This window comes from Caballeronia arationis (genome assembly GCF_001544975.2).
Taxonomy (GTDB): domain Bacteria; phylum Pseudomonadota; class Gammaproteobacteria; order Burkholderiales; family Burkholderiaceae; genus Caballeronia; species Caballeronia arationis.
Window position 1 is genome coordinate 17,441 of record NZ_FCOG02000060.1, and the last position, 23,006, is coordinate 40,446.

Genomic DNA, 23,006 nt, shown 5'->3' on the forward strand with positions numbered 1-23,006 from the left:
GGGGCAGGCCGATGACTTCTTCGTTACGCATGAAAAATCGTCTCGCTTTCTCTTTCTAGGATGGGCGCGCGAGGCGCCCGTTACAACAAAACAGCGCTGCTTCAGGCCCGCCGCTCGACGCCCGGCAGCACGCACAGCAATTCGAACGCAAGGTTGGCGCCGAGGAGCGCGGTCGTGCCGAACGGATCGTAAGGCGGCGCGACCTCCACCAGATCCGCGCCGACGATGTTCAGCCCGTGCGCGCCGCGAATGATTTCGAGCGCCTGCGGCACGGTCAGCCCGGCGATCTCGGGCGTCCCCGTTCCCGGCGCGAAAGCCGGATCGATGCCGTCGATGTCGAACGTGATGTACACCGGCCCGTCGCCCATCTGCGCGCGCACTTCCTCCATCAGCGGCGCGAGCGACTTGTTCCAGCACTCCTCCGTCTGCACGACGCGAAAGCCCTGCTCGCGGCACCAGTCGAAGTCGCCGGCCTCGTAGCCCGTGCCGCGCAGGCCGATCTGCACGACGCGCTTGCAATCCAGCAAACCCTCTTCCACCGCGCGGCGAAACGGCGTGCCGTGGGCGATCTTCTCGCCGAACATGGTGTCGTTGACGTCGGCGTGAGCATCGATGTGGATCAATCCGACCTTGCCGTGCTTCTTCGCGATCGCGCGCAGGATCGGCAGCGCGATCGTGTGGTCGCCGCCGAGCGTCAGCGGCTTGCAGTCGTGGGCGAGGATTTCGTCGTAGGCGCGCTCGATGCGGTCGATCGAATCGAGCAGGTTGTACGGATTGATCGCGACGTCGCCGATGTCGGCCACGCGCAGCGAATCGAACGGCGCGGCGCGGGTCGCCATGTTGTATGGGCGCAGCAGCACGGATTCGCTGCGCACTTGGCGCGGGCCGAAACGCGCTCCCGTGCGGTTCGAGGTGCCGAGATCGAACGGCACGCCGACGAAACACGCGTCGAGCCCCGCCGCCGTGTGGACGTGCGGCAGGCGCATCATCGTCGTGATACCGCCGCAGCGCGGCATCTGGTTGCCGGACAGCGGCTGCGGCCGCTCGTCGCGATGGTCCGGCGCGGTGAAATGGGAGTCGAAGTGCTCGGCGGGCGCGAAATGTGAGGATGTATTCATGGCGTTCGATGATTTCCCGTGGAAGGTTTTATCGGTTCACCCTGAATTAATAGACCTTCTCGGCGGAAGTTAAAATGGCGACGAAATTAACTTCACATCGATTTCCATCGATGTATCGGGCGCCCCCATGTTCACGCACCTCTCCGACCTCGATTTGCGGCTCATCCGGGTATTCCTCGCGATCGTCGATGCGGGCGGGATTTCATCCGCGCAGGCGACGCTCAACGTCGGCCAGTCGACCATCAGCACGCAACTCGCGACGCTCGAAACGCGGCTCGGCTATCGCCTGTGCGAGCGCGGACGCGGCGGCTTCGCGCTGACTTCGCGCGGCGAGCAGTTCGTCGAGGCGTGCCGCACGCTGCTCGCCGCCATCGACACCTTCGACATGACCGCGCGCAACGTCGGCAAAAAACTGGTGGGAACGCTCACGCTCGGGATGATCGGCCATACGCCGGTCGCCGCGAGCGCGCGCATCAGCGAGGCGATCGCGCGGTTTCGCGAGCGCGACGAGTCGGTGCGGTTCTCGGTGCTGGTGCGCTCGCCGGGCGAACTGGAGGAATTGCTGCTTGCCGGCAGGATTCAGGTGGCGATCGGCTATTTCTGGCACCGCGTGCCGTCGCTGGAATACACGCAGATCTTTGCCGAAGACCAGTACGCGTACTGCGCGCGGCGTCATCCGCTATTTGAGGAAGCCGGCGAAATCGACCCGGAACGCGCCGCCGATTTCGAATGGGCGTGGCGCAGCTACCCGCTTCCGGAAGCCGACGCGATGTCGCCGCGCAATATCACGGCGGTCGCCGACAATATGGAGGCCGTCGCGATGCTCGTGCTGTCGGGCCATCATCTCGGCTATCTGCCCGAGCACTTCGCGGCGCCGCATGTAAAGGAGGGAGCGCTTCTACCGCTGAACCCGGCGCAGATGCGTTACCGCGTGGCGTTCCAGATGGTCACGCGCGCGCGGCAGCTGAGAAACGACATCGTGGAGGCGTTTATCGAGGACATGAACGTCGGCCACGCGGTCGATGACGAGCCAATCAGCCGTTGATGACGTCCGCGCCCTTCGGCACCGCGAACTTGAACTGATCGGACTTGAGCGGCGGGTTCTTCTGGATGTTCGAAAACGTGAGCAGCGTCACGTTGCCGAAGACGTCGTGCAGTTCCATCGCTTCGAGATTGCCGTCCTTGAAGCCGATGCCAACCGTCTGGAACTGCGTGTCTTTCGCTTTCGGCGTCAGTTCCAGCCAGTCGATGCCGCCCTTCACGCCCGCGTCGCGCAGCGTGAAGTTCTTTTCCAGATCGTTGCTGCCGAAGAGAATCGCCGCCGGACTCGCGCCGAGCGAACCGCCGAGCGGACGCACCGTGACCTGGTTCAGGTCCTTGTCGTAGACGTAAAGCTTGTCGCCGTCTGCCTGGAGCACCTGCGAATACGGCTTCTCATACGACCAGATGAACTTGCCCGGACGCGCAAACATAAACGTGCCGCTCGACGTGCCGCCGCCCTTCGGCGCGGCCGTCTGGCTCGCGGCGCCGGCTTTGGCGGGCGCCTTCACTTCCTTCTGCACGAACGTGCCGCGCGCCGCGTGGACTTGCGACACGAACGCCTTCAACTGCTCGGTACCGCTCGCAAACGCCTGCGACGCGATGAACATCGACGCGCCCGCAAGCACCGCTCCGACTGTCTGCCTGAACCACTTCTGCTGCATCAATTCGTTCTCCAAGGGTGACGCGCTCATTCGGCGTCGCGTGCCGGCGTGAGGATTTCACGGTTGCCATTCGACGACATCGCCGAAACCAGCCCCGAGTTTTCCATCTGTTCGAGCAGCCGTGCCGCGCGGTTGTAGCCGATCCGCAGATGCCGCTGAACGAGCGAAATGGAAGCGCGCCGGTTCTTGATCACGACCTCGACGGCCTGATCGTATAGAGGGTCGGACTCGCCTTCGGCGCCGCCGGTTCCCGCGGCGCCTGCCGCGCCTTCGTCGCCCTCGCCCGCGAGGCCGCCTTCCAGGATGCCTTCGATGTAATTCGGCTCACCCTGCTCCTTGAGCTTGTCGACCACGCGATGCACTTCCTCGTCCGACACGAAAGCGCCGTGCACGCGCACGGGCAGCCCGGAACCCGGCGGCAGATAGAGCATGTCGCCCATGCCGAGCAGCGACTCGGCGCCCTGCTGGTCGAGAATCGTGCGCGAATCGATCTTCGACGACACCTGGAACGCCATGCGCGTCGGCACATTCGCCTTGATGAGGCCTGTGATGACGTCGACGGACGGTCGCTGCGTCGCGAGAATCAGGTGGATGCCAGCCGCGCGCGCCTTCTGCGCGATCCGCGCGATCAGTTCTTCCACCTTCTTGCCGACGACCATCATCAGGTCGGCGAGCTCGTCGATCACGACGACGATGTTCGGCAGGCGCGTGAGCGGTTCCGGCTCGTCGGGCGTGAGGCTGAACGGGTTCGGGATCTTTTCGTCGCGCTTCGCGGCATCGTCGATCTTGTTGTTGAAGCCCGCCAGATTGCGCACGCCCATCTTGCTCATCAGCTTGTAGCGGCGCTCCATTTCGGCGACCGCCCAGTTGAGCGCGTGGCCGGCCTGACGCATGTCGGTGACGACCGGGCACAGCAAGTGAGGAATGCCTTCGTAGACGCTCATTTCGAGCATCTTCGGATCGATCAGGATCATGCGGACCTGGTCGGCGCTCGCCTTGTACAGCAGCGAGAGGATCATCGCGTTGATGCCGACCGACTTGCCCGAACCCGTCGTGCCGGCGACGAGCAAGTGCGGCATCTTCGCGAGATCGGCGCAGACCGGCTTGCCGCCGATGTCCTTGCCGAGGCCCATCGTGAGCGGCGACGCAGCATCGGCGTAGACCTCGGAACCGAGGATTTCCGAGAGCCGGACCGTCTGACGGCGCTGGTTTGGCAATTCGAGCGCCATGTAGTTCTTGCCCGGAATCGTCTCGACGACGCGAATCGACACCAGCGACAGCGAGCGCGCCAGGTCCTTCGCGAGGCCGACGATCTGGCTGCCCTTCACGCCCGTCGCGGGCTCGATCTCATAGCGCGTGACGACCGGCCCCGGATACGCCGCGACCACGCTCACCTCGACGCCGAAGTCCTTCAGCTTCTTTTCGATCAGGCGCGAGGTGAATTCGAGCGTATCCGAGGAAATGGTTTCCTTCACTTCGGGCGCGGCATCGAGCAGCGCGATGGGCGGCAACGTGGAATCGCCCGGCAGGTCCTTGAAAAGCGGCACCTGCTTTTCGCGCTCGACGCGCTCCGACTTCGCGGGCGTCGCGACCGGCGGCACGATCATCACCGGCTCGTGATCCTCGATCTTCACGCGGCTTTTCACGACCTTGCCTTCGCGCGTCGACGCCGCTTCCTCGCCGAGCTTGCGGTCGCGGCCCTCCTCGCGGCGCACGCGCGCGCCGGTGATCGCTGACATGATGCCGTCGCCGACCTTCTCGCAGACCGAAAGCCACGAGAAGCAGAAATACAGCGACAAACCGATCGCCAGCGCGATCAGCAGGAAGAGCGTCGCGCCGGTGAAACCGAACGCGTGCATCATGTTTTCCGCGATCGCCTCGCCGACCACGCCGCCCGGCGCGCGCGGCAGCTGCACTTTCAGCGACCACATCCGCAGCGCTTCGATGCCGTCGCTCGCGAGCAGCACGAGCACGAACGCGAAGGCTTCGGCGAGCCAGGTGCGGTCTTTTTTCCCGTCGTTTTCGGCGTGCGCCTCGGGCTGCGTGATGCGCCGGTAGTTCGCGATGATGCGCCGCGCGAGCAGCACGATCAGCCAGTAGGACGAGAGGCCGAAGAGCAGCAGCAGGATGTCGGACGTCCACGCGCCGACGCGGCCCGCCCAGTTGCCGATGTGATCGACGGTCGCGGCATGCGTCCAGCTCGGATCGCGCCGGCTGTAGCTCACGAGCGCCATCAGCAGGAACAGCCCGAGCGCGACCTGGAGAATCCAGCGAATTTCGGTGAAGAGGCGCGACATGCGGTGCGGCAATGCCTGCGCGCTCGCAGAATAGGTAGCTTTTGCCATTGATCCGTGAGGCTTTTTTCACGGCCTCGCGTCAACAGGCGCGGGCCGAATGTGTCGGTCGCCCATTGTAAACGCTGCATTGCGGCGAGCGGTCAAAAAGGCCCCCACGTTTCATCCTGTAACACGCCTGAAAGCCCCGCGCGCGCTATCGGCGCCATTGAAAGGTTCACTCGGTGAGCCTTCTTGCGGACCTTTATAATGGCGTCTTTGCGCCCAACTAGGGTTCATCGACCGGTTTTGCGCCGGCGCCAACGCGCGACATTCCCGCCGCTCGGCACCGAAGTTGCATCCCTTCGATCCAACCATCAACAACGGAATTGCTCTCATGTCCTCGCCCAAACACGCCAAAGTGCTGATTCTCGGTTCCGGTCCCGCTGGCTATTCCGCCGCCGTCTACGCGGCGCGGGCCAATCTGTCGCCGCTGCTCGTCACCGGTCTCGCGCAGGGCGGCCAGCTGATGACCACCACCGATGTCGAAAACTGGCCCGGCGATCCGATGGGCGTCCAGGGCCCCGAGCTCATGCAGCGCCTGCAGGAACACGCCGAGCGCTTCAACACGGAAATCGTGTTCGACCACATCCATACGGCGAAGCTCAACGAGCGTCCGCTGCGGCTGATCGGTGATTCGGGCGAGTACACCTGCGATTCGCTGATCATCGCGACGGGCGCGTCGGCGCAGTATCTCGGCGTGCCGTCGGAAGAACTCTTCATGGGCAAGGGCGTGTCCGCCTGCGCGACCTGCGACGGCTTCTTCTACAAGAACGGCGAAGTGGCCGTGATCGGCGGCGGCAATACGGCCGTCGAGGAAGCGCTCTATCTTGCGGGCATCGCGAAGAAAGTCACGGTCGTGCACCGCCGCGACAAGTTCCGCGCCGAGCCGATCCTGATCGACCGCCTGCTCGCGAAGGAAAAGGAAGGCACCGTCGAAATCAAGTGGAATCACGTGCTCGACGAAGTGCAGGGCGACGCGTCCGGCGTCACCTCGCTGCGCGTCAAGCACACGCAGACGGGCGAAACCACCGACATCCCGCTGCAAGGCATCTTCGTCGCGATCGGGCACAAGCCGAACACCGATCTCTTCGCGAACCAGCTCGAGATGAAGAACGGCTACATCATCACGAAGGGCGGCGCGAGCGGCGACGCCACGTCGACGAGCATTCCCGGCGTGTTCGCCGCGGGCGACGTGCAGGACCATATCTATCGCCAGGCCATCACGAGCGCAGGCACCGGCTGCATGGCCGCACTCGATGCACAGCGCTACCTCGAAAGCATCGACGAAACGCCGACGCCGCATTCGATGAGCCACGAGAAAGACCGCTGAAACGCGCACGTCGCGGGGCGGCCGGTAAAATAATGTCACCGCGCCCCGATACAAGGCGACGGTGACGGTTCGAAAACCGGCGCCTGCGCCTGAAGCGCACGAAAGGGCCGCGGATCGTCTCCGCCGGCCCTTTTTTCTTGGCTTTCGCGCGGGACACCCCGCGCGACGCCGGACGAATCCGCCGCATCCTGCAAGCACCGCTTCATCAACGCCTTCCAGTGCGATGCCCAAGAATCTGCCCCATCCGAACGAACCTAAGCCGAGGCGCACGCCCGCAGCGCGCCCGGCTGCGAGCGCCGACGAGCCGGCCGCGACGCTCGCGGGCGCGGCCGAATCGCTCAAGCGCGACGGCCTCGGGGGCCTCGCGAGCCTGAAAAGCGCGCTGAAAGCCGACGCCGCGAAGCGCGAACTCGAGCGCGCGGCCGCGGCGCGCGCGCAACGCGAAGCCATCGCCGACGCCGACGTGTTCCGGCGTTCGATCGGCGAAGTCGAGCCTCTGAAGACACCGCCGCGCACGACGGTGACCCGCATTCCGCCGCCGCCCGTGCCGTTGCAGACGCGCCGCGACGAAGAAGCGGTGCTGCAGGAGGCGCTCTCCGACGAATACGACCCCGAAAGCCTGCTCGACATCGACGAGACGCTTTCGTACTGCCGCACCGGCGTGAGTCAGGAAGTCGTGCGCAAGCTGCGGCGCGGCGCGTGGATCGTGCAGGCGCAACTCGATTTGCACGGCATGCGCCGCGAGGAAGCGCGCGAGGCGCTGGCGGCGTTCATCCGCGAATCGGTGAAGCGCGGTCTGCGCTGTCTGCGCGTGATTCACGGCAAGGGGCTCGGCTCCATCGGCAAGGAACCGGTTTTGAAGGGCAAGGTCCGCGCGTGGCTCGTGCAGAAGCAGGAAGTGATCGCATTCTGTCAGGCGCGGCCGCACGACGGCGGCGCGGGCGCCGTGCTCGTTCTTCTCCAGCCGGGCGGCGCGCCGCGTCATCACGGCCATCCGCAGGACCCGCACGAGACAGTCAGCCGAAAGGACCCGCACAGTGCATCCTAGGCTCACGCTCGCCATCTCCCTGATGGAGGCGCTCGCGCTCCTCTCCTATGCGATTTCAGGGTTGATCGAAGCGAGAAAGCGCCGGCTCGACGCAGTCGGCGCGTTTCTCGTCGCGCTCGCGACTGCTTTCGGCGGCGGCACGGTGCGCGACGTGTTGCTGTCGCGCCGTCCGTTCTACTGGGTCGAGCATCAGGACTACGTGCTCGTCATCTTCGCGATGGCGATCTTCGCACCGATGCTGCTCCGCATGACGACGCGCCTCTTCGACGAACGCATGCTGCTCGTCGCCGATGCGATCGGCCTCGGTCTCTTCAGCATTTCGGGCACGTCGGTCGCGCTCGACGCGCAGATGCCCGCGTTCACCGCCGTCATGATGGGCGTGGTGACGGGCGTGTTCGGCGGCGTGATGCGCGACGTGCTGTGCAACGAGATTCCGCTGATCCTGCGCGACTCGCGGCCCTACGCCGTGTGCGCGTTCGCGGGTTGCTGGCTGTATCTCGCGCTTGAGCGCATCGAGGTCGACACGATCTACGCCGTGCTGCTGTCGACGGCGTTCATCCTCGTCGCGCGGCTCGTCACGTTCAAGCTCGATATCCGGCTGCCGCACTAGCGCCGTGCCGCCCGCGAAGGCTTTCGGGGCCGCGATTTGCTACAATTGGCCGGTTCCCCTACCGATTCCCGCAGACTGAACATGAATATCGAGCAAGCGCGTTTCAACATGATCGAGCAACAGATTCGTCCCTGGGAAGTGCTGGACCAGGACGTCCTGAACCTGCTGTCGATCGTCAAGCGGGAGAACTTCGTGCCCGCCGCGTATCGCAATATCGCGTTCGCGGACCTCGAAATTCCGCTGCCGGGCGGCGAGCGCATGCTGTCGCCGAAGGTTGAGGCGCGCGTGCTGCAGGAACTCGCCGTCACGAAGCACGAAACGGTGCTCGAGATCGGCGCGGGCTCGGGCTACATGGCCGCCCTGCTCGCCGCGCGCGGCCGTAGCGTCACCACCGTCGAAATCTCGCCGGAACTCGCGGCGTTCGCGGAACAGAATCTGGCCGCCAACGCGGTGTCGAACGCGCATGTCGTCACCGGCGACGGCGCGATCGGCTGGGAAGGCGGCGCGCCCTACGACGTGATCTGCGTGTCGGGCGGCCTGCCCGTCATGCCGCAGGAATTGCTGGAGCAACTGAAGATCGGCGGACGGATCGCGGCCTTCGTCGGCGACGCGCCGGTCATGAAGGCGCAGATCATCACACGCGTCGACGAAAAGCAGTTCCGCGTCTCCGACATCTTCGAAACACTCGTGGTGCCGCTGAAAAACGCCGTGCAGCCGCCGCGCTTCAAGTTCTGATCATGCAGAATCTCTCCGTCACCGATCTCGCCGCCTGGCTCGCCGACTCTTCGCGCCCGGCCCCCGTCCTGCTCGACGTGCGCGAGCCGTGGGAACTGGAAACGGCGAAGCTGGCGAATATCGTCGCCATTCCGATGCGCGACATCCCGGCGCGCAGCGAAGAACTCGACGACGAAGCGCAGATCGTCTGCATCTGCCATCACGGCGCGCGCAGTGCGCAGGTCGGGATGTTCCTCGAATCGCGCGGGTTCACGCAGGTGTTCAACCTGTACGGCGGCATCGATGCGTGGTCGCGTCAGGTCGATCCGAGCGTGCCGACGTACTAGGTTTTCCGGGCTTCAAAAGCAAAAAGCCGCATGCGCCTGAAACGCATGCGGCTTTTTTTCGTCCTGACGATCACACCACGTTCATCGCCAGCGCACTCTCGCGATAGTGCATGCTCGCCTTCTCGGTATCGCCGAGTTGCTCATGCAGGCGAGCCAGCGCGCGATGCGTGCGAATCTTGAGCGGCTCGTTGTCGGCGAGCTTGAGCGCCGATTCCAGGAACGCCTGCGCCTTGCCCCACAACTGCTGATGCAGGCACAGCCGGCCGAGCGTGAACAGCAGATCGGCGTCTTCGGTGCGCTCCTTCTGCCACGCTTCCGCGCGCTGAATGAGCGGCAGCGCATCGCCCGACACGCAGTCGGGATAACGGCGCAACAGCCGCGCGTCCCAGTTGTGCGCGAGCGCCTCTTCCACGATCTTGCGCGCCTCATTGCGCTTGTCCAGCGCAATCAGCAACTCGGCGGCAAGATCGGCGAGACGCGGCGACTGGCGTTCCGCCGGCGAAAGCGACTGCCACAACTCCAGCAGCGCATCCGGATTGTGCCGCCGGTCGCGCAGCAGGTTTTCCGCCGCGACCTGCCGCAGACGCACCGCCACCGCCGGATGCAGCGCCTCGCGCTTCTCAAGCATCTTGACGAGCTTCAATACCTCGCCCCAGTTCTTCAACTGCTGCTGCGCGCGCAGCGCGATCTGCTGCGCATGCAGACGCCGCCCGCCCTGCGCCTGCATTTCGGTCAGCGCGACGAGCGCGCCGTCCGCGTCGCGGCCGTCGGCGCGCATGTCGGCGGTCGCCATCAGGCGCGCGTCCTGCCACTCTGCGCCCGTGATCTGGCCGAGCCACTCGTCGCGGCGCGCGTATTCGTGCATCCGGTGCGCCGCGTTCGCACCGACGAGACCGGCGGCGCCCTTGTTGTCGTCGACGCTGAGCGCGTCGCGCGCCGCCTTCTCAGCCTTCGAGAAGCGGCCCGCGTACAGATGGCCGATCGCATCGCGCAGCGAGGCGTTCGCCTTCGCGAGCTTGCTGCGCGCGCGATAGGCAGCGACGCGCCGCGGCATCTTCCAGACGGTGCGGGCCGCGCGGATCAGCCCGTAGAGCACGATGAACAGCACGACGAGCGCGACCGCGAAGAGATTCAGCGAAATATCGACGCGATACGGCGGCAACACGATGAGCACCTGCCCGCCATTGAATCCGCCGACCGTCGCGACGACGACCGCGACCGCGAACAGCAGCGCCAGCCAGATGAGTCCACGAATCGTCATCATCCGCCTCGCTTGAACTGGTGGACCGCGGCCAGGCTTTCGTTCAGGTTCGGCACGGCGACCGCGAGCGACGCCTGATCGACCTGTTTCACGAGATCGCGCACGGACGTGACCTTCTTCGACGACGGATCGAAATAGCGGGCGAGCGCGGCGTCGGCGGCGTGCAGGTCGGACTTGAGCGTCGATTCGCTGCGCGAAAGCAGCGACAGGCGTGCCGACAAGAGGCGCAGTTTCACGTTCTCGCGCACGAAATACCCCTGGTCGGGCGAGGTCAGCATCGCGTCGGCGTTGTCGATGCGGCGCACCGACACGAGGCTCGACAACTGCTGCCCGATGCCGCTCACGAACTGCTGCCAGAGCACCTTCCAGCGCGGCTGGCCGGTCGCGGCCGCAATCGACGCGCTGTTGCCGGGCGCGGCGGCCCTGGCGGTCGCGCGCTCGATCGGCGCTTCGCCCGCGAGCGGCAGGTTGTCGACCTGGCTGATCGCGGTGTCGAGCTTGATTGCGAGGCCGGTGAGATCGGTGCTGGGCGTGGCGTTGAGCTTGTCGATGTCCTGCGCGATCGCCTTGCGGATCGCGACGATCTGCGGCCCGGTCGCGGCGGCGAGGCGCGTGTCGGCGCTTTGCAACGCGAAGAGCGCGAGCTGGACGTTGCCCGTCAGTTGCAACTGCTGGCTTGCGCTCGACAGGATCTGCTCGACTTCGGCGATGGTCCAGTCGTCGCGGTTGCTCGCGAGATCCTGGTATTGCTGCTGCAATGCCTGACTGTGCGCTTCGGCGTCGTTGAGCTTGCCCTGCAACTGGATGATCTGCGTGCTGAGCGCGCCGGCGGAACTGGCGGCCTGATCGGCCTTCGCGCGCAGGTCGGCGGTCGTTGCATCGTTGGCCTGCAGGCGCTGGGCGATCTGCTGGTCGGTGCGGTCGAACTTGCGGTTCAGCAGGAAGCCGCCGCCGCCCGCCGCCACCGCGAGAATCACGATGACGAGCCACAAGAGCGCAGTGCCCGCGCTGCTCTTCTTTGGCTGCGCCTCGTAGGGCGTGAACGGCGTGTTCGGCGGCAAGGGCTGCGTCACGGTCGGCTGAGGTGAAGCTTTCTTGGAATCGTTCGAATCAGTCATGCGTGATTGAGCCGGTTGGTGGGCCGGCGCTGCGGCCGGTTTGGAATCCGTCGGCGTGGATTCCGCATTGGAGGTCTTCGTCTCCACTTTTGTCGCGCTCTGTGTCGCGCCTTTCGACGTTTCGGCGGCGGACCGCGCACCGGCGTCGCGTTGCAACTCCGCGGCGAAAGCCGTCCTGAGCGACTCGGCGATGCGCTCATCGCCGGCGCCGGACACCGTAATCCTATCAAAACCCGCCTGCCGCGCGGCTTCGGCGATGCGCGGATGCGGGCTCACGAGCGGCGCGCGCTTCAGTTGCGCGGTTTCGTCGGGGCTCAGGTGCTCGCGCGCGAGCTCGTCGAGATTGCGCACGCCTTCGGAACTCGTCAGCAGCCACGCGTGCGGCTCGCCGGCGAGCAGTGCGTGGACGCGCTCCCATTTCTGCATCGACGGCTCGGGCACGATGCGCCGGTATGCCGCAACTTTCTCGACCGTAGCGCCCGCTTCTGCGAGCCGCTCTGCAAGCCATTCGCGGCCGCCGTCGCCGCGCACGATCAAGACGCGCTTGCCTTCGAGGCCGGTTGCGCCGAACTGTGCCTCGATGGCGGCATAGAGCGCTTCGGAGTCGAAACGCGGATCGGCCGATTCCGCCGACGGGCTGATCACGCGATGCGCCGGCGCCGCGACGCCCTGGCGCGCGAGCGCCGCGACGCTGCCCGGCCCGACGACGGCCACCGGCACGTCCGCCGGCCAGGGCGCGCCGAGCTTGCCGAACGCGTAGTCGACCGCATTCGGCGACACGAACACGACCAGCGCGTATTTCACCGGCCCGTAGAGTTCGTCGAGGGCCGCGCGCAGCGGGGCATCGTCCGCGACGGGGGCGATGTCGATCAGGGGGAATTCGAGGCTGTCGAAGCCCGCGTCGGCCAGGAGCGCCAAAAGCGCGGCGGACTGGCCGATCGGCCGGGTGACGACGATGGTGACGCGACGCGCGCTCGTCATCAGGCGGCGGGCGTCGCGGCGGGCGGCACGCGCGCGCCGCTTGCCGTGGAAAGCGCGCGCACGATGTCCATCGCGCCTTGCGCTTCGAGATCGGCGGACACGCGGCGGCCGAGTTCCAGCGCGGCCGCGATGTCCGGCGCGCTCGCCGTGTCTTCGGCTGTCAGCACGCGCGTGCCGTCGGGCGTCGCGACGCAGCCACGCAGATGCAGCGCGCCGTCGCGCCACGTTGCGTACGCAGCGAGCGGCACTTCGCAGCTTCCGCCGAGCGAGCGCGACACCATGCGCTCCGCTTCCACCGCGGCCGCAGTCTCCGGATGATGCAGCGGCGCGAGCCACGCGGCGAGATCGGCGCGATCCGCGCGAATCTCGATGCCGAGAGCGCCCTGACCGGCCGCGGGCAGACTCTCGTCGACGTCCAGCAGCGCGCGGATGCGTGATTCCAGCCCGAGGCGCTTCAGACCGGCCGACGCCAGAATGATCGCCGCGTAGTCGCCGCGATCGAGCTTGGCGAGCCGCGTGTCGAGATTGCCGCGCAGCGGACGCACGTCGAGATGGGGAAAGCGCATGCGCAGCATCGCTTCACGGCGCAGGCTGGACGTCCCGACGATGCTGCCTTCCGGCAGTTCGCCGAGCGAGCCGTATTGCGACGAGACGAACGCGTCGCGCGGATCCTCGCGTTCGAGGATGGTCGAGAGCGCAAAGCCTTCGGGCAATTCCATCGGCACGTCTTTGAGCGAATGCACGGCGAGATCGGCGCGGCCGTCCGCGAGCGCAGCTTCCAGTTCCTTGACGAACAAGCCCTTGCCGCCGACCTTCGACAGCGTGCGATCGAGAATCTGGTCGCCTCGCGTCGTCATTCCTAAAATTTTTACGTCGCAAGATGGATATAATTTGTGCAGCGCACACCGCACGTGCTCCGCTTGCCACATCGCGAGCCGGCTTTCCCTCGAAGCGATCACAAGGCTTTTGGGTGGTGTCGTGGAATGCGTCTCGGAATTCATTGATGCTCGATGAAATGACGGGATGGATAACAAACAATGGTAGCACGCACGCCAGGGTCCATTTACAGACGGACAACCCGCTCGAGCCTTGTGCCAGGCACTTGCGGCGGGCGTCGTGGGAGGAGACGAGGGACCGCAGAGTCCCGGCAAGCAGGGCCCCGCCAATTCCTTTTCACGCACGATCGACGAAGCGAGAAGCGCCGTTGCACCGCGGCTTCGCCTCCCTCTGTACATGGGCCTTGGCTTCCAAGAGGAACCCATCGTGACGTCTTCCGGATCGGCGCGCCGCGCGCGCCGCAATGCTTATCCCGACTCGCCCTCCGAGGCGCCGTCGTCGTCATCCACCGTCGTCACGCGCGCCGCGACCGCCAGCAAGTCGTCGAAAGCTGCCGTCGCCGTCAAGGGCAAGCCGGCTGCCAGCGCCGCGCCTCGCAAGCTCAACGGCGCATCGGTCGAAAAAGCGGAACCCGCCGCGAAGCGCGCGTCGAGCCGCGCCCGCGACGACAAGGACCGCCCGCTCTTCGAAGACATCCGCTTTCTCGGTCGCCTGCTCGGCGAAGTGCTGCGCGAGCAGGAAGGCGACGCGGTGTACGACGTCGTCGAGGCGATTCGTCAGACGGCCGTGAAATTCCGCCGCGAGGACGACCGCGAGGCGTCGCAGACGCTCGAAAAACGACTGCGCCAGTTGACGCCCGAGCAGACCGTGAGCGTCGTGCGCGCGTTCAGCTATTTCTCGCATCTCGCGAACATCGCCGAGGACCGGCATCACAACCGCCGCCGCCGCATCCACGCGCTCGCGGGCTCCGCGCCGCAGCCGGGCACGATCGCCTATGCGATCGAGCAGATGCAGGCAAAGTCGAAGGACGCGGAAACGAAGGCGCTGTTGCAGAAATTCTTCGACGGCGCGCTGATCGTCCCCGTCCTGACCGCGCACCCGACCGAAGTGCAGCGCAAGAGCATTCTCGATGCACAGCACGACATCGCGCGCCTGCTCGCCGAGCGCGACCAGGAACTGACCGCCCGCGAGCGCGCACATAACGAGTCGCTCCTGCGCGCGCGCGTGACGTCGCTCTGGCAGACGCGCATGCTGCGCGACTCGCGCCTGACGGTCGGCGATGAAATCGAGAACGCGCTTTCCTACTACCGCGCGACCTTCCTCGCGGAAATCCCCGCGCTCTACGCCGACATCGAAGCCGCACTCGCCGAGCACGGCCTGCCCGCGCGCCTGCCGCCGTTCTTCCAGATGGGAAGCTGGATCGGCGGCGACCGCGACGGCAATCCGAACGTCACCGGGCCGACGCTGGAAACCGCCATCACGCGGCAGGCGACGGTCATCTTCGAACACTATCTGGAACAGGTGCACAAGCTCGGCGCGGAACTGTCGGTATCGAACCTGCTCGCCGGTTCGAGCGATGCACTGAAGGAGCTCGCCGACGCGTCGCCCGACCAGTCGCCGCATCGCACCGACGAGCCGTACCGGCGCGCGCTGATCGGCATCTATACGCGGCTCGCGGCGAGCGCGCGCGTGCGGCTCGGCGAAGGCGTCGTCGCGGTGCGCAGCGCGGGCCGTGGCGCCGCGCCGGTCCGCGCGACTCCGTACGCGGATGCCGCCGAGTTCGCGCGCGACCTGCACGTGCTGATCGATTCGCTCGCGGAGCATCACGGCGCGTCGCTCGCGACGCAGTGTCTAGCGCCGCTCGCGCGCGCCGCCGAAGTGTTCGGCTTTCATCTCGCCAGCATCGACTTGCGGCAGAGCTCCGACATCCACGAGGCGGTGATCGCGGAACTGTTCGCGCGCGCGGGCGTCGAGGCGGATTACGCCGCGCTTTCCGAAGAAGACAAGCGAAGCCTCCTGCTGAAGGAACTGGCGCAGCCGCGGCCGCTGCGTCTGCCTTATGCGCACTATTCCGATCTGGCGAAGAGCGAGCTCGGCGTGCTGGAAGCGGCGCGCGTGACGCGCGAAAAGTTCGGCGATCGCGCCGTGCGCAACTACATCATTTCGCACACGGAAACCGTGAGCGACCTGCTCGAAGTGATGCTGCTGCAAAAGGAAACGGGCGTGCTGCAAGGGCGTCTCGGCAGCGACGACGACCCCGCGCACAGCGGCCTGATGGTGATTCCGCTTTTCGAGACGATCGCCGACTTGCGCAATGCGCCCGTCATCATGGGCGAATTGTTCGCGCTGCCGGGCGTCGATGCGCTCGTCGAGAATCAGGGCGGCGAGCAGGAAGTGATGCTCGGCTACTCGGACAGCAACAAGGACGGCGGTTTTCTCACGTCGAACTGGGAGCTGTATCGCGCGGAACTGGCGCTTGTCGCGCTGTTCAAGGAACGCGGCACGACGCTCAGGCTCTTCCACGGCCGCGGGGGCACGGTCGGACGCGGCGGCGGCCCGACCTATCAGGCGATCCTGTCGCAGCCGCCCGGCACCGTCGACGGGCAGATCCGCCTCACCGAACAGGGCGAGGTGATCGCTAGCAAGTTCGGCAATCCGGAGATCGGGCGGCGCAATCTGGAGACGGTCGTCGCGGCGACGCTCGAAGCGACGCTCCTGCCGCACGAGAACTCGCCCGCGCAACTGCCGCTATTCGAAACGACGGTGCAGACGCTGTCGGACGCCGCGATGGCGTCGTATCGCGCACTCGTCTACGAGACGCCCGGCTTCACCGACTATTTCTTCTCGTCGACGCCTATCGCGGAGATCGCGGAACTGAACATCGGCAGCCGGCCCGCTTCGCGCAAGCTCCAGGACCCGAAGCAGCGCAAGATCGAAGACCTGCGTGCGATTCCATGGGGCTTCTCGTGGGGGCAATGCCGGCTGCTTCTGACCGGCTGGTACGGCTTCGGCAGCGCGGTCGCAGAGTATCTCGACGGCGCGGGCAGCGACGCCGAGCGCGCGAAGCGCCTCGCCACGCTCAAGAAGATGAACAAGACCTGGCCGTTCTTCGCCAACCTGCTGTCGAACATGGACATGGTGCTCGCGAAGACGGACCTCGCGGTGGCGTCGCGCTACGCGCAACTCGTCGCGGACAAGAAGCTGCGCAAGCACGTGTTCGAACGGATCGTCGCGGAATGGGGGCGCACGTCGGACGCGCTCGCGGAGATCACGGGCAAGGGCGAGCGTCTCGCCGACAACCCGCTTCTCGCGCGTTCGATCAAGAATCGCTTCCCTTATCTCGATCCGCTGAATCACCTTCAGGTGGAACTGCTCAAACGCCACCGCTCGGGTGACCAGAACGTGCGCCTGCGACGCGGCATTCACCTGACGATCAACGGCATCGCGGCGGGCCTGCGCAATACCGGCTGACCGGTGGCGGCGGCCGCGTCGTTCGCGCGGCCGCCGCTTTTTTCAACTCGCCTCGATCATCATCGCGTCGAGTTCGAACGAGCCGTCTTCCTGCACGGCGAAATACTTCCGCACCTCGTCCGGGGCGTTGTTCCACATCGATTTGATCGCCACGACGCGTTCCTCCGGCGTGCGCATCCGCTTCACCCATGCATCGAATTCGAGCGGCAGACGCCAGCGGCTCGTAACGTTCGCCGCAAACCCGGCGGCTTCGAACAGCGCAATCCATTCGTCGGCGCGATAGTCGCGGATATGCGACGCGTCGCGCAGCAATTCGATCGCCTGGATGTGCGTGTCGAGAAGCGGATGATCGGCGCCCGCGATATCGACGAACACCACGCGGCCGTTAGGCTTGAGCACGCGCCGCACTTCGCGAAGAGCCGCCGGCACGTCGTGCCAGTGATGCGCGCTCATCCGCGAGAGCACCCAGCAAAACGACGCATCCGCGAACGGCAGCTTTTCGGCTGGTCCCTGCTGCGTGCGGATGTTGCCGAGCCCGCGCTCGGCCGCGGCGCCCGCGACGGTCGCGAGCATCTGCTCGGCGATGTCGTAGGCAACCACCGATTTCACGTGCGGCGCCACCGCGAAGCTCACGTGCCCCGCGCCGCAGCCGAGATCGAGGACGGCGGCCTGCGGTGTCGCGGAAACTTCGCGCGCCAGTTCCTGGAGATCGGCGCCCGTCGCGTGGACGGCGCTCGTCAAATAGGCGGCGGCGGTGCTGCCGAAGGCGTCGGCGACCTGGTCATGGTGTTTCATCGATTGCTCCGTGTGGGGTGTCTGGTTTCTTGGAGGAGTCCGTGCCGCTACAATAGAGCCCGCCCTGTACCAGTACAAGTCAAGCGATTATTCTGGTATCTAAACTACCCGCCCCGATTCAGCGAACACCCGAAGTTTCATGACCACGCCGTCCACAGAAAAAAACGACGCTGCCGCCCAGCCCCTCGACGTCACGCCCGCGCGGGCGCTCGGCGATTTCATCCGCGCGCATCGCGAACGGCTCTCGCCGCTCGCGGTCGGCCTGCCGCCCGGGCCGCGCCGCCGCACGCCGGGCCTGCGCCGCGAGGAAGTCGCGCAACTCTGCGGCGTGAGTCCCACCTGGTACACGTGGATCGAGCAGGGACGCCCGGTCTCCGCCTCCGCCGATGCGCTCGCGCGCATCGCCGTCGCACTGCAGCTCTCGCGCGCCGAGCGCGCGTATCTGTTCGAACTCGCCGGCGAGCGCGATCCCGCCGAGCCCGACCCCGCCGCGCAGGACGCGCCCGCCGCGCTGCTGCAGACGGTGTCGCTGATCGGCGCGCCCGCTTATGTGCTCGACCGCCAGTGGAATGCGCTGCGCTGGAATCCGCAGGCGTCCGACTTGTTCGTCGGGTGGCTCGATGGCACGAGCGCCGCGGGCAGCCGCAACTTGCTGACCTATATGTTCACCACGCCGCAGGCGCTGGAGCTGGTGGTCGACTGGGAGACGCGCGCGCGACGGCTCGTCGCGGAATTTCGCGCGGATTCGATCCGGCATCTGAACGACGCGCCAACACGCGCGCTGATCGACGGCCTCACCGCCGCGAGCGACGCGTTCGCGCGCTTCTGGGCATCGCAGGACGTCGGCGAGCGGGAAGGCGGCGAACGCGCGTTCAATCATCCGGTGCACGGACGGCTCGTCTACGACCAGATCACGTTCAAGCCGGCTCATCGCGAGGATCTGAAGCTCGTGATCCTGGTCGGCAGCGCGTGAAAGGCGAGAGCGACGGCCCGCGCCGCGTCGAATGACGAAACGCGACGCCTCAAAAAAATGCCCGGCCGTGAAACGACCGGGCGAACCGTTCTCCCCGGATGCGCCGGTGAGAACGGGGACACACAATGAGCCATGCCCGCGCTCGAGTCGCAGGACGCTCTCGTTTCTTGTTTCCCCGACGGTCTCCCGCTCTTCTTCCCCGCTATAACAAAAGCCTTACGCAGCGGAAAACCGATCGGATGCACACACAGCGCAAAAAAATCGGTTCTGGGCGCAAGGGTTCGTTCTGTAAGATGGCCGGGCCGCTTTTACGAACGGACACACGAGCGTCACAATGCCGACAGCCCTTCCCCGCGATCCGACGCCCGACACGCTCGTCGAACTGCTCGAGCGCGTTGCTACCGAAGACGCCGCCGCACTGCGCGCGCTCTATGACCTCACTTCGTCGAAACTGTTTGGGCTCGCGCTTCGTATATTGGTGAAGCGCGAGTGGGCCGAAGAGGTCCTGCAGGACGCGTTCGTCAACATCTGGCGCTATGCGGGCGACTACCGCGCGGGACTCTCCGCGCCGATGACCTGGATGGCGGCAATCGTGCGAAACCGCGCGCTCGACTTTCTGCGTCGTCAGAAGGCGAGCGGCGCGGCCGCGGAGACGCAGTGGAGCGAAGCGTTGGACGACATCCTGCCCGGCAACGAGGCCGATCCGTCGGAAGAAACGCTCCTGAGCCAGGAAGCGCGGCGGCTCAGGATCTGCATGGAGCAGCTCGAAGCGAGCCAGCGCCAGGCGGTGGCGCTCGCCTATCTGCGTGACCAGAGCCACAGCGAAGTGGCCAATGTGATGCAGGTCCCGCTCGGCACGGTGAAATCGTGGATCCGGCGCGGTCTCGACAAGCTCAAGGCTTGCCTGGGAGGTCTGTGATGGATCTGAACAGGCATCCCGACCTCGTCGACCGGCTCGCCGCCGAATATGCGCTCGGAGTGATGCGCGGCCCATCGCGGCGGCGCTTCGAATCCATTTCGCAACGCGATCCGGCGATTCGCGTCGCCATCGAAACCTGGCGCGCGCGGGTTCAGGCGCTCGGCGAACTCGCGCCGCGCGAGACGCCTTCGGCCGCCGTGTGGGACGCGATCGAGCGGCGGCTGAATCTCGGCGGCGCGCGCCGCCCGGCGCCTGCCGCGCCGCCGCAGCGCCCCGCGCCGCGCTGGTTCGAGAACCTGTCGTTCTGGCGCGGCTGGTCGATCGCGGCGACCGCCGTGGCGGCGATCGCGCTCGTCGTCGCGCTGCGGCAACTGACGCCGGTTCCGGCGCCCGTGCCCGCGCCACAGGTCGCAGAGGAGCCGCATGTCGGCTACGTCGTGACTCTCGCCGACAAGGAATCGCGCACCAAGATGCTCGTCACCTGGGACGACCGTACGTCCGAGATGACCGTGCGCCGCATGAGCGGCGTCACCGATCCCGCAGGCAAGTCCATGCAGCTCTGGGGCCTGCCGAAGGAAGGCCATCCGGTGTCGCTCGGCGTGCTGCCGCCGGGAGGAACGGCGCGCTTCAAGGCGGCGTCGGTGAATACGTTCCCTGCGCTTGCGGTTTCGGTCGAGCCGCCGGGCGGATCGCCGAACCCGAACGCGCCGACGGGACCGGTCATCTACACCGGCAAGGTGATTCCGGCCGCGTGATGCTGTTCGTTGCTGCTGCGCCGGGGCCGCATGGCGCCGGCGCACGCCGCGATCCGGGAAGGCGCCGATGTTAAAATCGCAGATTCCCCGGCTTCGCGCCGCCTGCTGTCGCTCATTCCCCGAATTCACATCACCATGACGTCCCAACTGCACAAAAAAGGCGAAGCCTGGTCGGCTCGCTTCTCCGAGCCGATGTCGGAACTCGTCAAACGCTATACGTCGTCGGTGTTCTTCGACAAGCGGCTCGCGCTCGTCGACATCGAAGGGTCGCTCGCGCATGCCTCGATGCTGGCCGCGCAGAAGATCATCGGCGCGGACGACCTGGAAGCGATCCAGCGGGGCATGGCGCAGATCCGTGGCGAAATCGAGCGCGGCGAGTTCGAATGGAAGCTCGATCTCGAGGACGTCCATCTGAACATCGAGGCGCGCCTGACGGCGCTGATCGGCGACGCCGGTAAGCGCCTGCACACCGGCCGCTCGCGCAACGACCAGGTCGCCACCGACATCCGCCTGTGGCTGCGCGGCGAAATCGACCGCATCGGCGATTTGCTCAAGGGCCTGCGCCTCGCGCTGATCGACCTCGCCGACCAGCACGCCGGCACGATCATGCCCGGGTTCACGCACTTGCAGGTGGCGCAGCCGGTCACGTTCGGGCATCACCTGCTCGCCTACGTCGAAATGTTCGGCCGCGACAGCGAACGCATGCGCGACTGCCGCGCGCGCGTGAACCGCCTGCCGCTCGGTGCGGCGGCGCTTGCGGGCACGAGCTATCCGATCGACCGTCACGCGGTGGCGAAGACTCTTGGCTTTGACGGCATCTGCGCCAATTCGCTCGACGCGGTGTCGGATCGCGACTTCGCTATCGAATTCACGGCGGCGGCTGCGCTCGTGATGACGCACGTTTCGCGCTTCTCGGAAGAACTCGTGCTGTGGATGAGCCCGCGCGTCGGCTTCATCGACCTGGCGGACCGTTTTTGCACGGGCTCGTCGATCATGCCGCAGAAGAAGAATCCGGACGTGCCCGAACTCGCGCGCGGCAAGACCGGCCGCGTGAACGGCCACCTGATGGCGCTCCTCACGCTGATGAAGGGCCAGCCGCTCGCCTACAACAAGGACAATCAGGAAGACAAGGAACCGCTCTTCGACACGGTCGATACGGTTGCCGATACGCTGCGCATCTTCGCGGAAATGGCGGCGGGCATCACGGTGAAGCCGGACGCGATGCGCGCGGCGGCGCTGCAGGGCTTCTCGACGGCAACCGATCTCGCGGATTATCTGGTGAAGCGCGGCCTGCCGTTCCGCGATGCGCACGAGGCGGTCGCGCACGCGGTGCGGATTTGCGTGGATCGCGAGTGCGATCTGGCGGATTTGTCGCTCGATGAAATGCGCGCGGAATTGCCGAAGGTCGCACAACTGCTCGGCGATGATGTGTTCGAGTACCTGACGCTGGAAGGGTCGGTCGCGAGCCGCAATCATCCGGGCGGCACGGCGCCGGAGCAGGTTCGCGCGGCGGCGAAGGCGGCGCGGGCGGCGCTCGGGTGAGCAACGAGGGGAGCGAACGGCGTCTGGAACGTAGCCGGAAGGGCTACGTTTTCCTGCCGGTCCAGAAACGATGATCATCCGCCCCAAGCTCCACTGGTTCCGTCTGCTCTTCGTCTGGCGCGGTTCCGTCCTGCCGCAGTTGCTGCCGCGGCTCATGCTGATTCTCGCGCTGTCGATCGTCGCGATCTTCCTGCATGATCACATGCGCAATTATCCCGTCGGCCTCGGCACGCCGCCGTTCGCGCTGGTCGGCATCGCGCTCGCGGTGTTTCTCGGCTTTCGCAACAGCGCCAGTTACGAGCGCTGGTGGGAAGGCCGCAGGCTCTGGGGCACGCTCGCGATCACCGCGCGCTCGCTGACGCGTCAGGCGCTGACGCTGCCGAGCCCGCGCAACGCCGCGTACACGCGCGAGTTCATCGCCTCGCTCGGCGGCTTCGCCCACGCGCTGCGCCATCAACTGCGCGGCACCGAGGCCCGCGACGACCTCGCGCCGCGCCTGTCGCCCGAACTCCACGCGCGCGTGATGGCCGCGCAGTTCCGCCCCGCGACGATCCTGCTCTGGCACGGCGAATGGGTCGCGGCACGCATGCGCGAAGGCGCCATCGACGGCTACGCGCTGCTTGCGTTCGAGCACAATCTCAATGCGTTGTCGGAAGTGATCGGCGGATGCGAGCGCCTCGCGACCACGCCGCTGCCCTTCTCCTATTCGGTGATGATCCACCGGACGGTCTATTTGTTTTGCGCGCTGTTGCCGTTCGGACTCGTCGACGGCGCGGGCCTGCTCACGCCGCTATTCGCGCTCCTGCTTGCCTACGCGTTCATGGCGCTGGAAGCCATCGCCGCGCAGATCGAGGACCCGTTCGGGCTGGAAGAGAACGACCTCGCGCTGAATTCGATGTGCGAGGCGCTGGAGATTGCCCTGCACGACATGGCCGCCGATCCCGCGTTCGAGCGCGCGCCGAGGCCGCCTTCGCGCGCGAGCGACTACCTTCTCGATTGACTGGCTGCCATAGGGCGGAAGCGCTGATCTGAGCGGTTCGCGGAAATCTAACGAAAAACGGCCCTCGCGGGCTAATGCCGTTCAGTTAATGTTCTTTTTGAGGTATCGAACGGTGTAGCGTTTAGGGCGGGATTTGACGACTCGGTCG

General features: G+C 66.2%; 19 protein-coding genes. 12 read left to right on the forward strand and 7 right to left on the reverse strand.

Translation table 11 applies throughout. The features are described from left to right. Positions 1 to 101: 101 nt before the first annotated feature. Entirely contained in the window at positions 102 to 1,118 is a 1,017-nt protein-coding gene (gene speB, locus AWB81_RS27015; RefSeq protein ID WP_062639595.1) for an agmatinase, read from the reverse strand. Positions 1,119 to 1,245: 127 nt separating this feature from the next. Between speB and AWB81_RS27020 the strand changes: the two genes are divergently transcribed. Next, complete coding sequence (locus AWB81_RS27020; RefSeq protein WP_062639596.1) at positions 1,246 to 2,163, forward strand: LysR family transcriptional regulator; 918 nt, start codon at positions 1,246 to 1,248, stop codon at positions 2,161 to 2,163. Here AWB81_RS27020 and lolA read toward each other — a convergent pair. Further along, positions 2,153 to 2,821, reverse strand: a complete 669-nt coding sequence (gene lolA / locus AWB81_RS27025) for an outer membrane lipoprotein chaperone LolA (RefSeq protein WP_200822555.1) — start codon at positions 2,819 to 2,821, stop codon at positions 2,153 to 2,155. The genes AWB81_RS27020 and lolA overlap by 11 nt on opposite strands. A 26-nt stretch (positions 2,822 to 2,847) precedes the next feature. Beyond that, positions 2,848 to 5,166, reverse strand: coding sequence for a DNA translocase FtsK (locus tag AWB81_RS27030; protein ID WP_062639598.1), 2,319 nt, complete (start codon positions 5,164 to 5,166; stop codon positions 2,848 to 2,850). 325 nt (positions 5,167 to 5,491) lie between these two features. Here AWB81_RS27030 and trxB point away from each other — a divergent pair, with 325 nt between their 5' ends. The 5 genes from trxB (at position 5,492) to AWB81_RS27055 (ending at position 9,206) form a co-directional block, all read left to right on the forward strand. Continuing rightward, the gene (gene trxB, locus AWB81_RS27035) at positions 5,492 to 6,487 is read left to right on the forward strand and encodes a thioredoxin-disulfide reductase (protein WP_062639599.1); all 996 of its coding nucleotides are present in this window, start codon (positions 5,492 to 5,494) and stop codon (positions 6,485 to 6,487) included. A 223-nt stretch (positions 6,488 to 6,710) separates the two neighbouring features. Continuing rightward, positions 6,711 to 7,535: a Smr/MutS family protein gene (locus tag AWB81_RS27040; protein ID WP_062639600.1), complete on the forward strand. Its 825-nt coding sequence runs from the start codon at positions 6,711 to 6,713 to the stop codon at positions 7,533 to 7,535. Next, entirely contained in the window at positions 7,525 to 8,145 is a 621-nt protein-coding gene (locus tag AWB81_RS27045) for a trimeric intracellular cation channel family protein (protein ID WP_062639601.1), read from the forward strand. Before AWB81_RS27040 ends, AWB81_RS27045 begins: the two co-directional genes overlap by 11 nt. An 81-nt stretch (positions 8,146 to 8,226) precedes the next feature. Further along, complete coding sequence (locus tag AWB81_RS27050; protein WP_062639602.1) at positions 8,227 to 8,880, forward strand: protein-L-isoaspartate O-methyltransferase family protein; 654 nt, start codon at positions 8,227 to 8,229, stop codon at positions 8,878 to 8,880. A 2-nt stretch (positions 8,881 to 8,882) separates the two neighbouring features. After that, entirely contained in the window at positions 8,883 to 9,206 is a 324-nt protein-coding gene (locus AWB81_RS27055) for a rhodanese-like domain-containing protein (protein ID WP_062639603.1), read from the forward strand. A gap of 70 nt (positions 9,207 to 9,276) precedes the next feature. Here AWB81_RS27055 and AWB81_RS27060 read toward each other — a convergent pair whose 3' ends face one another. The 3 genes from AWB81_RS27060 to hemC are packed head-to-tail and all read right to left on the reverse strand — an operon-like array spanning position 9,277 to position 13,567. Then, positions 9,277 to 10,467: a heme biosynthesis protein HemY gene (locus AWB81_RS27060; protein WP_200822553.1), complete on the reverse strand. Its 1,191-nt coding sequence runs from the start codon at positions 10,465 to 10,467 to the stop codon at positions 9,277 to 9,279. Continuing rightward, entirely contained in the window at positions 10,467 to 12,566 is a 2,100-nt protein-coding gene (hemDX, locus tag AWB81_RS27065) for a fused uroporphyrinogen-III synthase HemD/membrane protein HemX (protein WP_062639605.1), read from the reverse strand. The genes AWB81_RS27060 and hemDX overlap by 1 nt, the downstream gene beginning before the upstream one ends. Next, complete coding sequence (gene hemC / locus AWB81_RS27070; RefSeq protein WP_062639606.1) at positions 12,566 to 13,567, reverse strand: hydroxymethylbilane synthase; 1,002 nt, start codon at positions 13,565 to 13,567, stop codon at positions 12,566 to 12,568. The genes hemDX and hemC overlap by 1 nt, the downstream gene beginning before the upstream one ends. A 232-nt stretch (positions 13,568 to 13,799) precedes the next feature. On the opposite strand from hemC, the gene ppc reads away from it, so the two are divergent. Beyond that, positions 13,800 to 16,874: a phosphoenolpyruvate carboxylase gene (gene ppc / locus AWB81_RS27075; protein ID WP_200822556.1), complete on the forward strand. Its 3,075-nt coding sequence runs from the start codon at positions 13,800 to 13,802 to the stop codon at positions 16,872 to 16,874. Between the two features lie 42 nt (positions 16,875 to 16,916). On the opposite strand, the gene AWB81_RS27080 is transcribed toward ppc, so the two are convergent. Then, on the reverse strand, positions 16,917 to 17,669 hold the full coding sequence (locus tag AWB81_RS27080; RefSeq protein ID WP_062639607.1) for a class I SAM-dependent methyltransferase: 753 nt from the start codon (positions 17,667 to 17,669) through the stop codon (positions 16,917 to 16,919). 139 nt (positions 17,670 to 17,808) lie between these two features. On the opposite strand from AWB81_RS27080, the gene AWB81_RS27085 reads away from it, so the two are divergent. The 5 genes from AWB81_RS27085 (at position 17,809) to AWB81_RS27105 (ending at position 22,858) form a co-directional block, all read left to right on the forward strand. Then, positions 17,809 to 18,642 carry a helix-turn-helix transcriptional regulator gene (locus AWB81_RS27085; RefSeq protein WP_062639608.1) on the forward strand — a complete coding sequence of 278 codons (834 nt, stop codon included), beginning with the start codon at positions 17,809 to 17,811 and terminating at the stop codon, positions 18,640 to 18,642. 334 nt (positions 18,643 to 18,976) lie between these two features. Beyond that, positions 18,977 to 19,561, forward strand: coding sequence for a sigma-70 family RNA polymerase sigma factor (locus AWB81_RS27090; protein WP_062639609.1), 585 nt, complete (start codon positions 18,977 to 18,979; stop codon positions 19,559 to 19,561). Then, entirely contained in the window at positions 19,561 to 20,316 is a 756-nt protein-coding gene (locus tag AWB81_RS27095; RefSeq protein WP_062639610.1) for an anti-sigma factor, read from the forward strand. Before AWB81_RS27090 ends, AWB81_RS27095 begins: the two co-directional genes overlap by 1 nt. 135 nt (positions 20,317 to 20,451) lie before the next feature. After that, a complete protein-coding gene (gene argH, locus AWB81_RS27100; RefSeq protein WP_062639615.1) occupies positions 20,452 to 21,858 on the forward strand; it encodes an argininosuccinate lyase in 1,407 nt (468 codons plus the stop codon). A 70-nt stretch (positions 21,859 to 21,928) separates the two neighbouring features. Further along, a complete protein-coding gene (locus AWB81_RS27105; RefSeq protein WP_062639611.1) occupies positions 21,929 to 22,858 on the forward strand; it encodes a bestrophin family protein in 930 nt (309 codons plus the stop codon). The last annotated feature ends 148 nt before the right edge of the window (positions 22,859 to 23,006 follow it).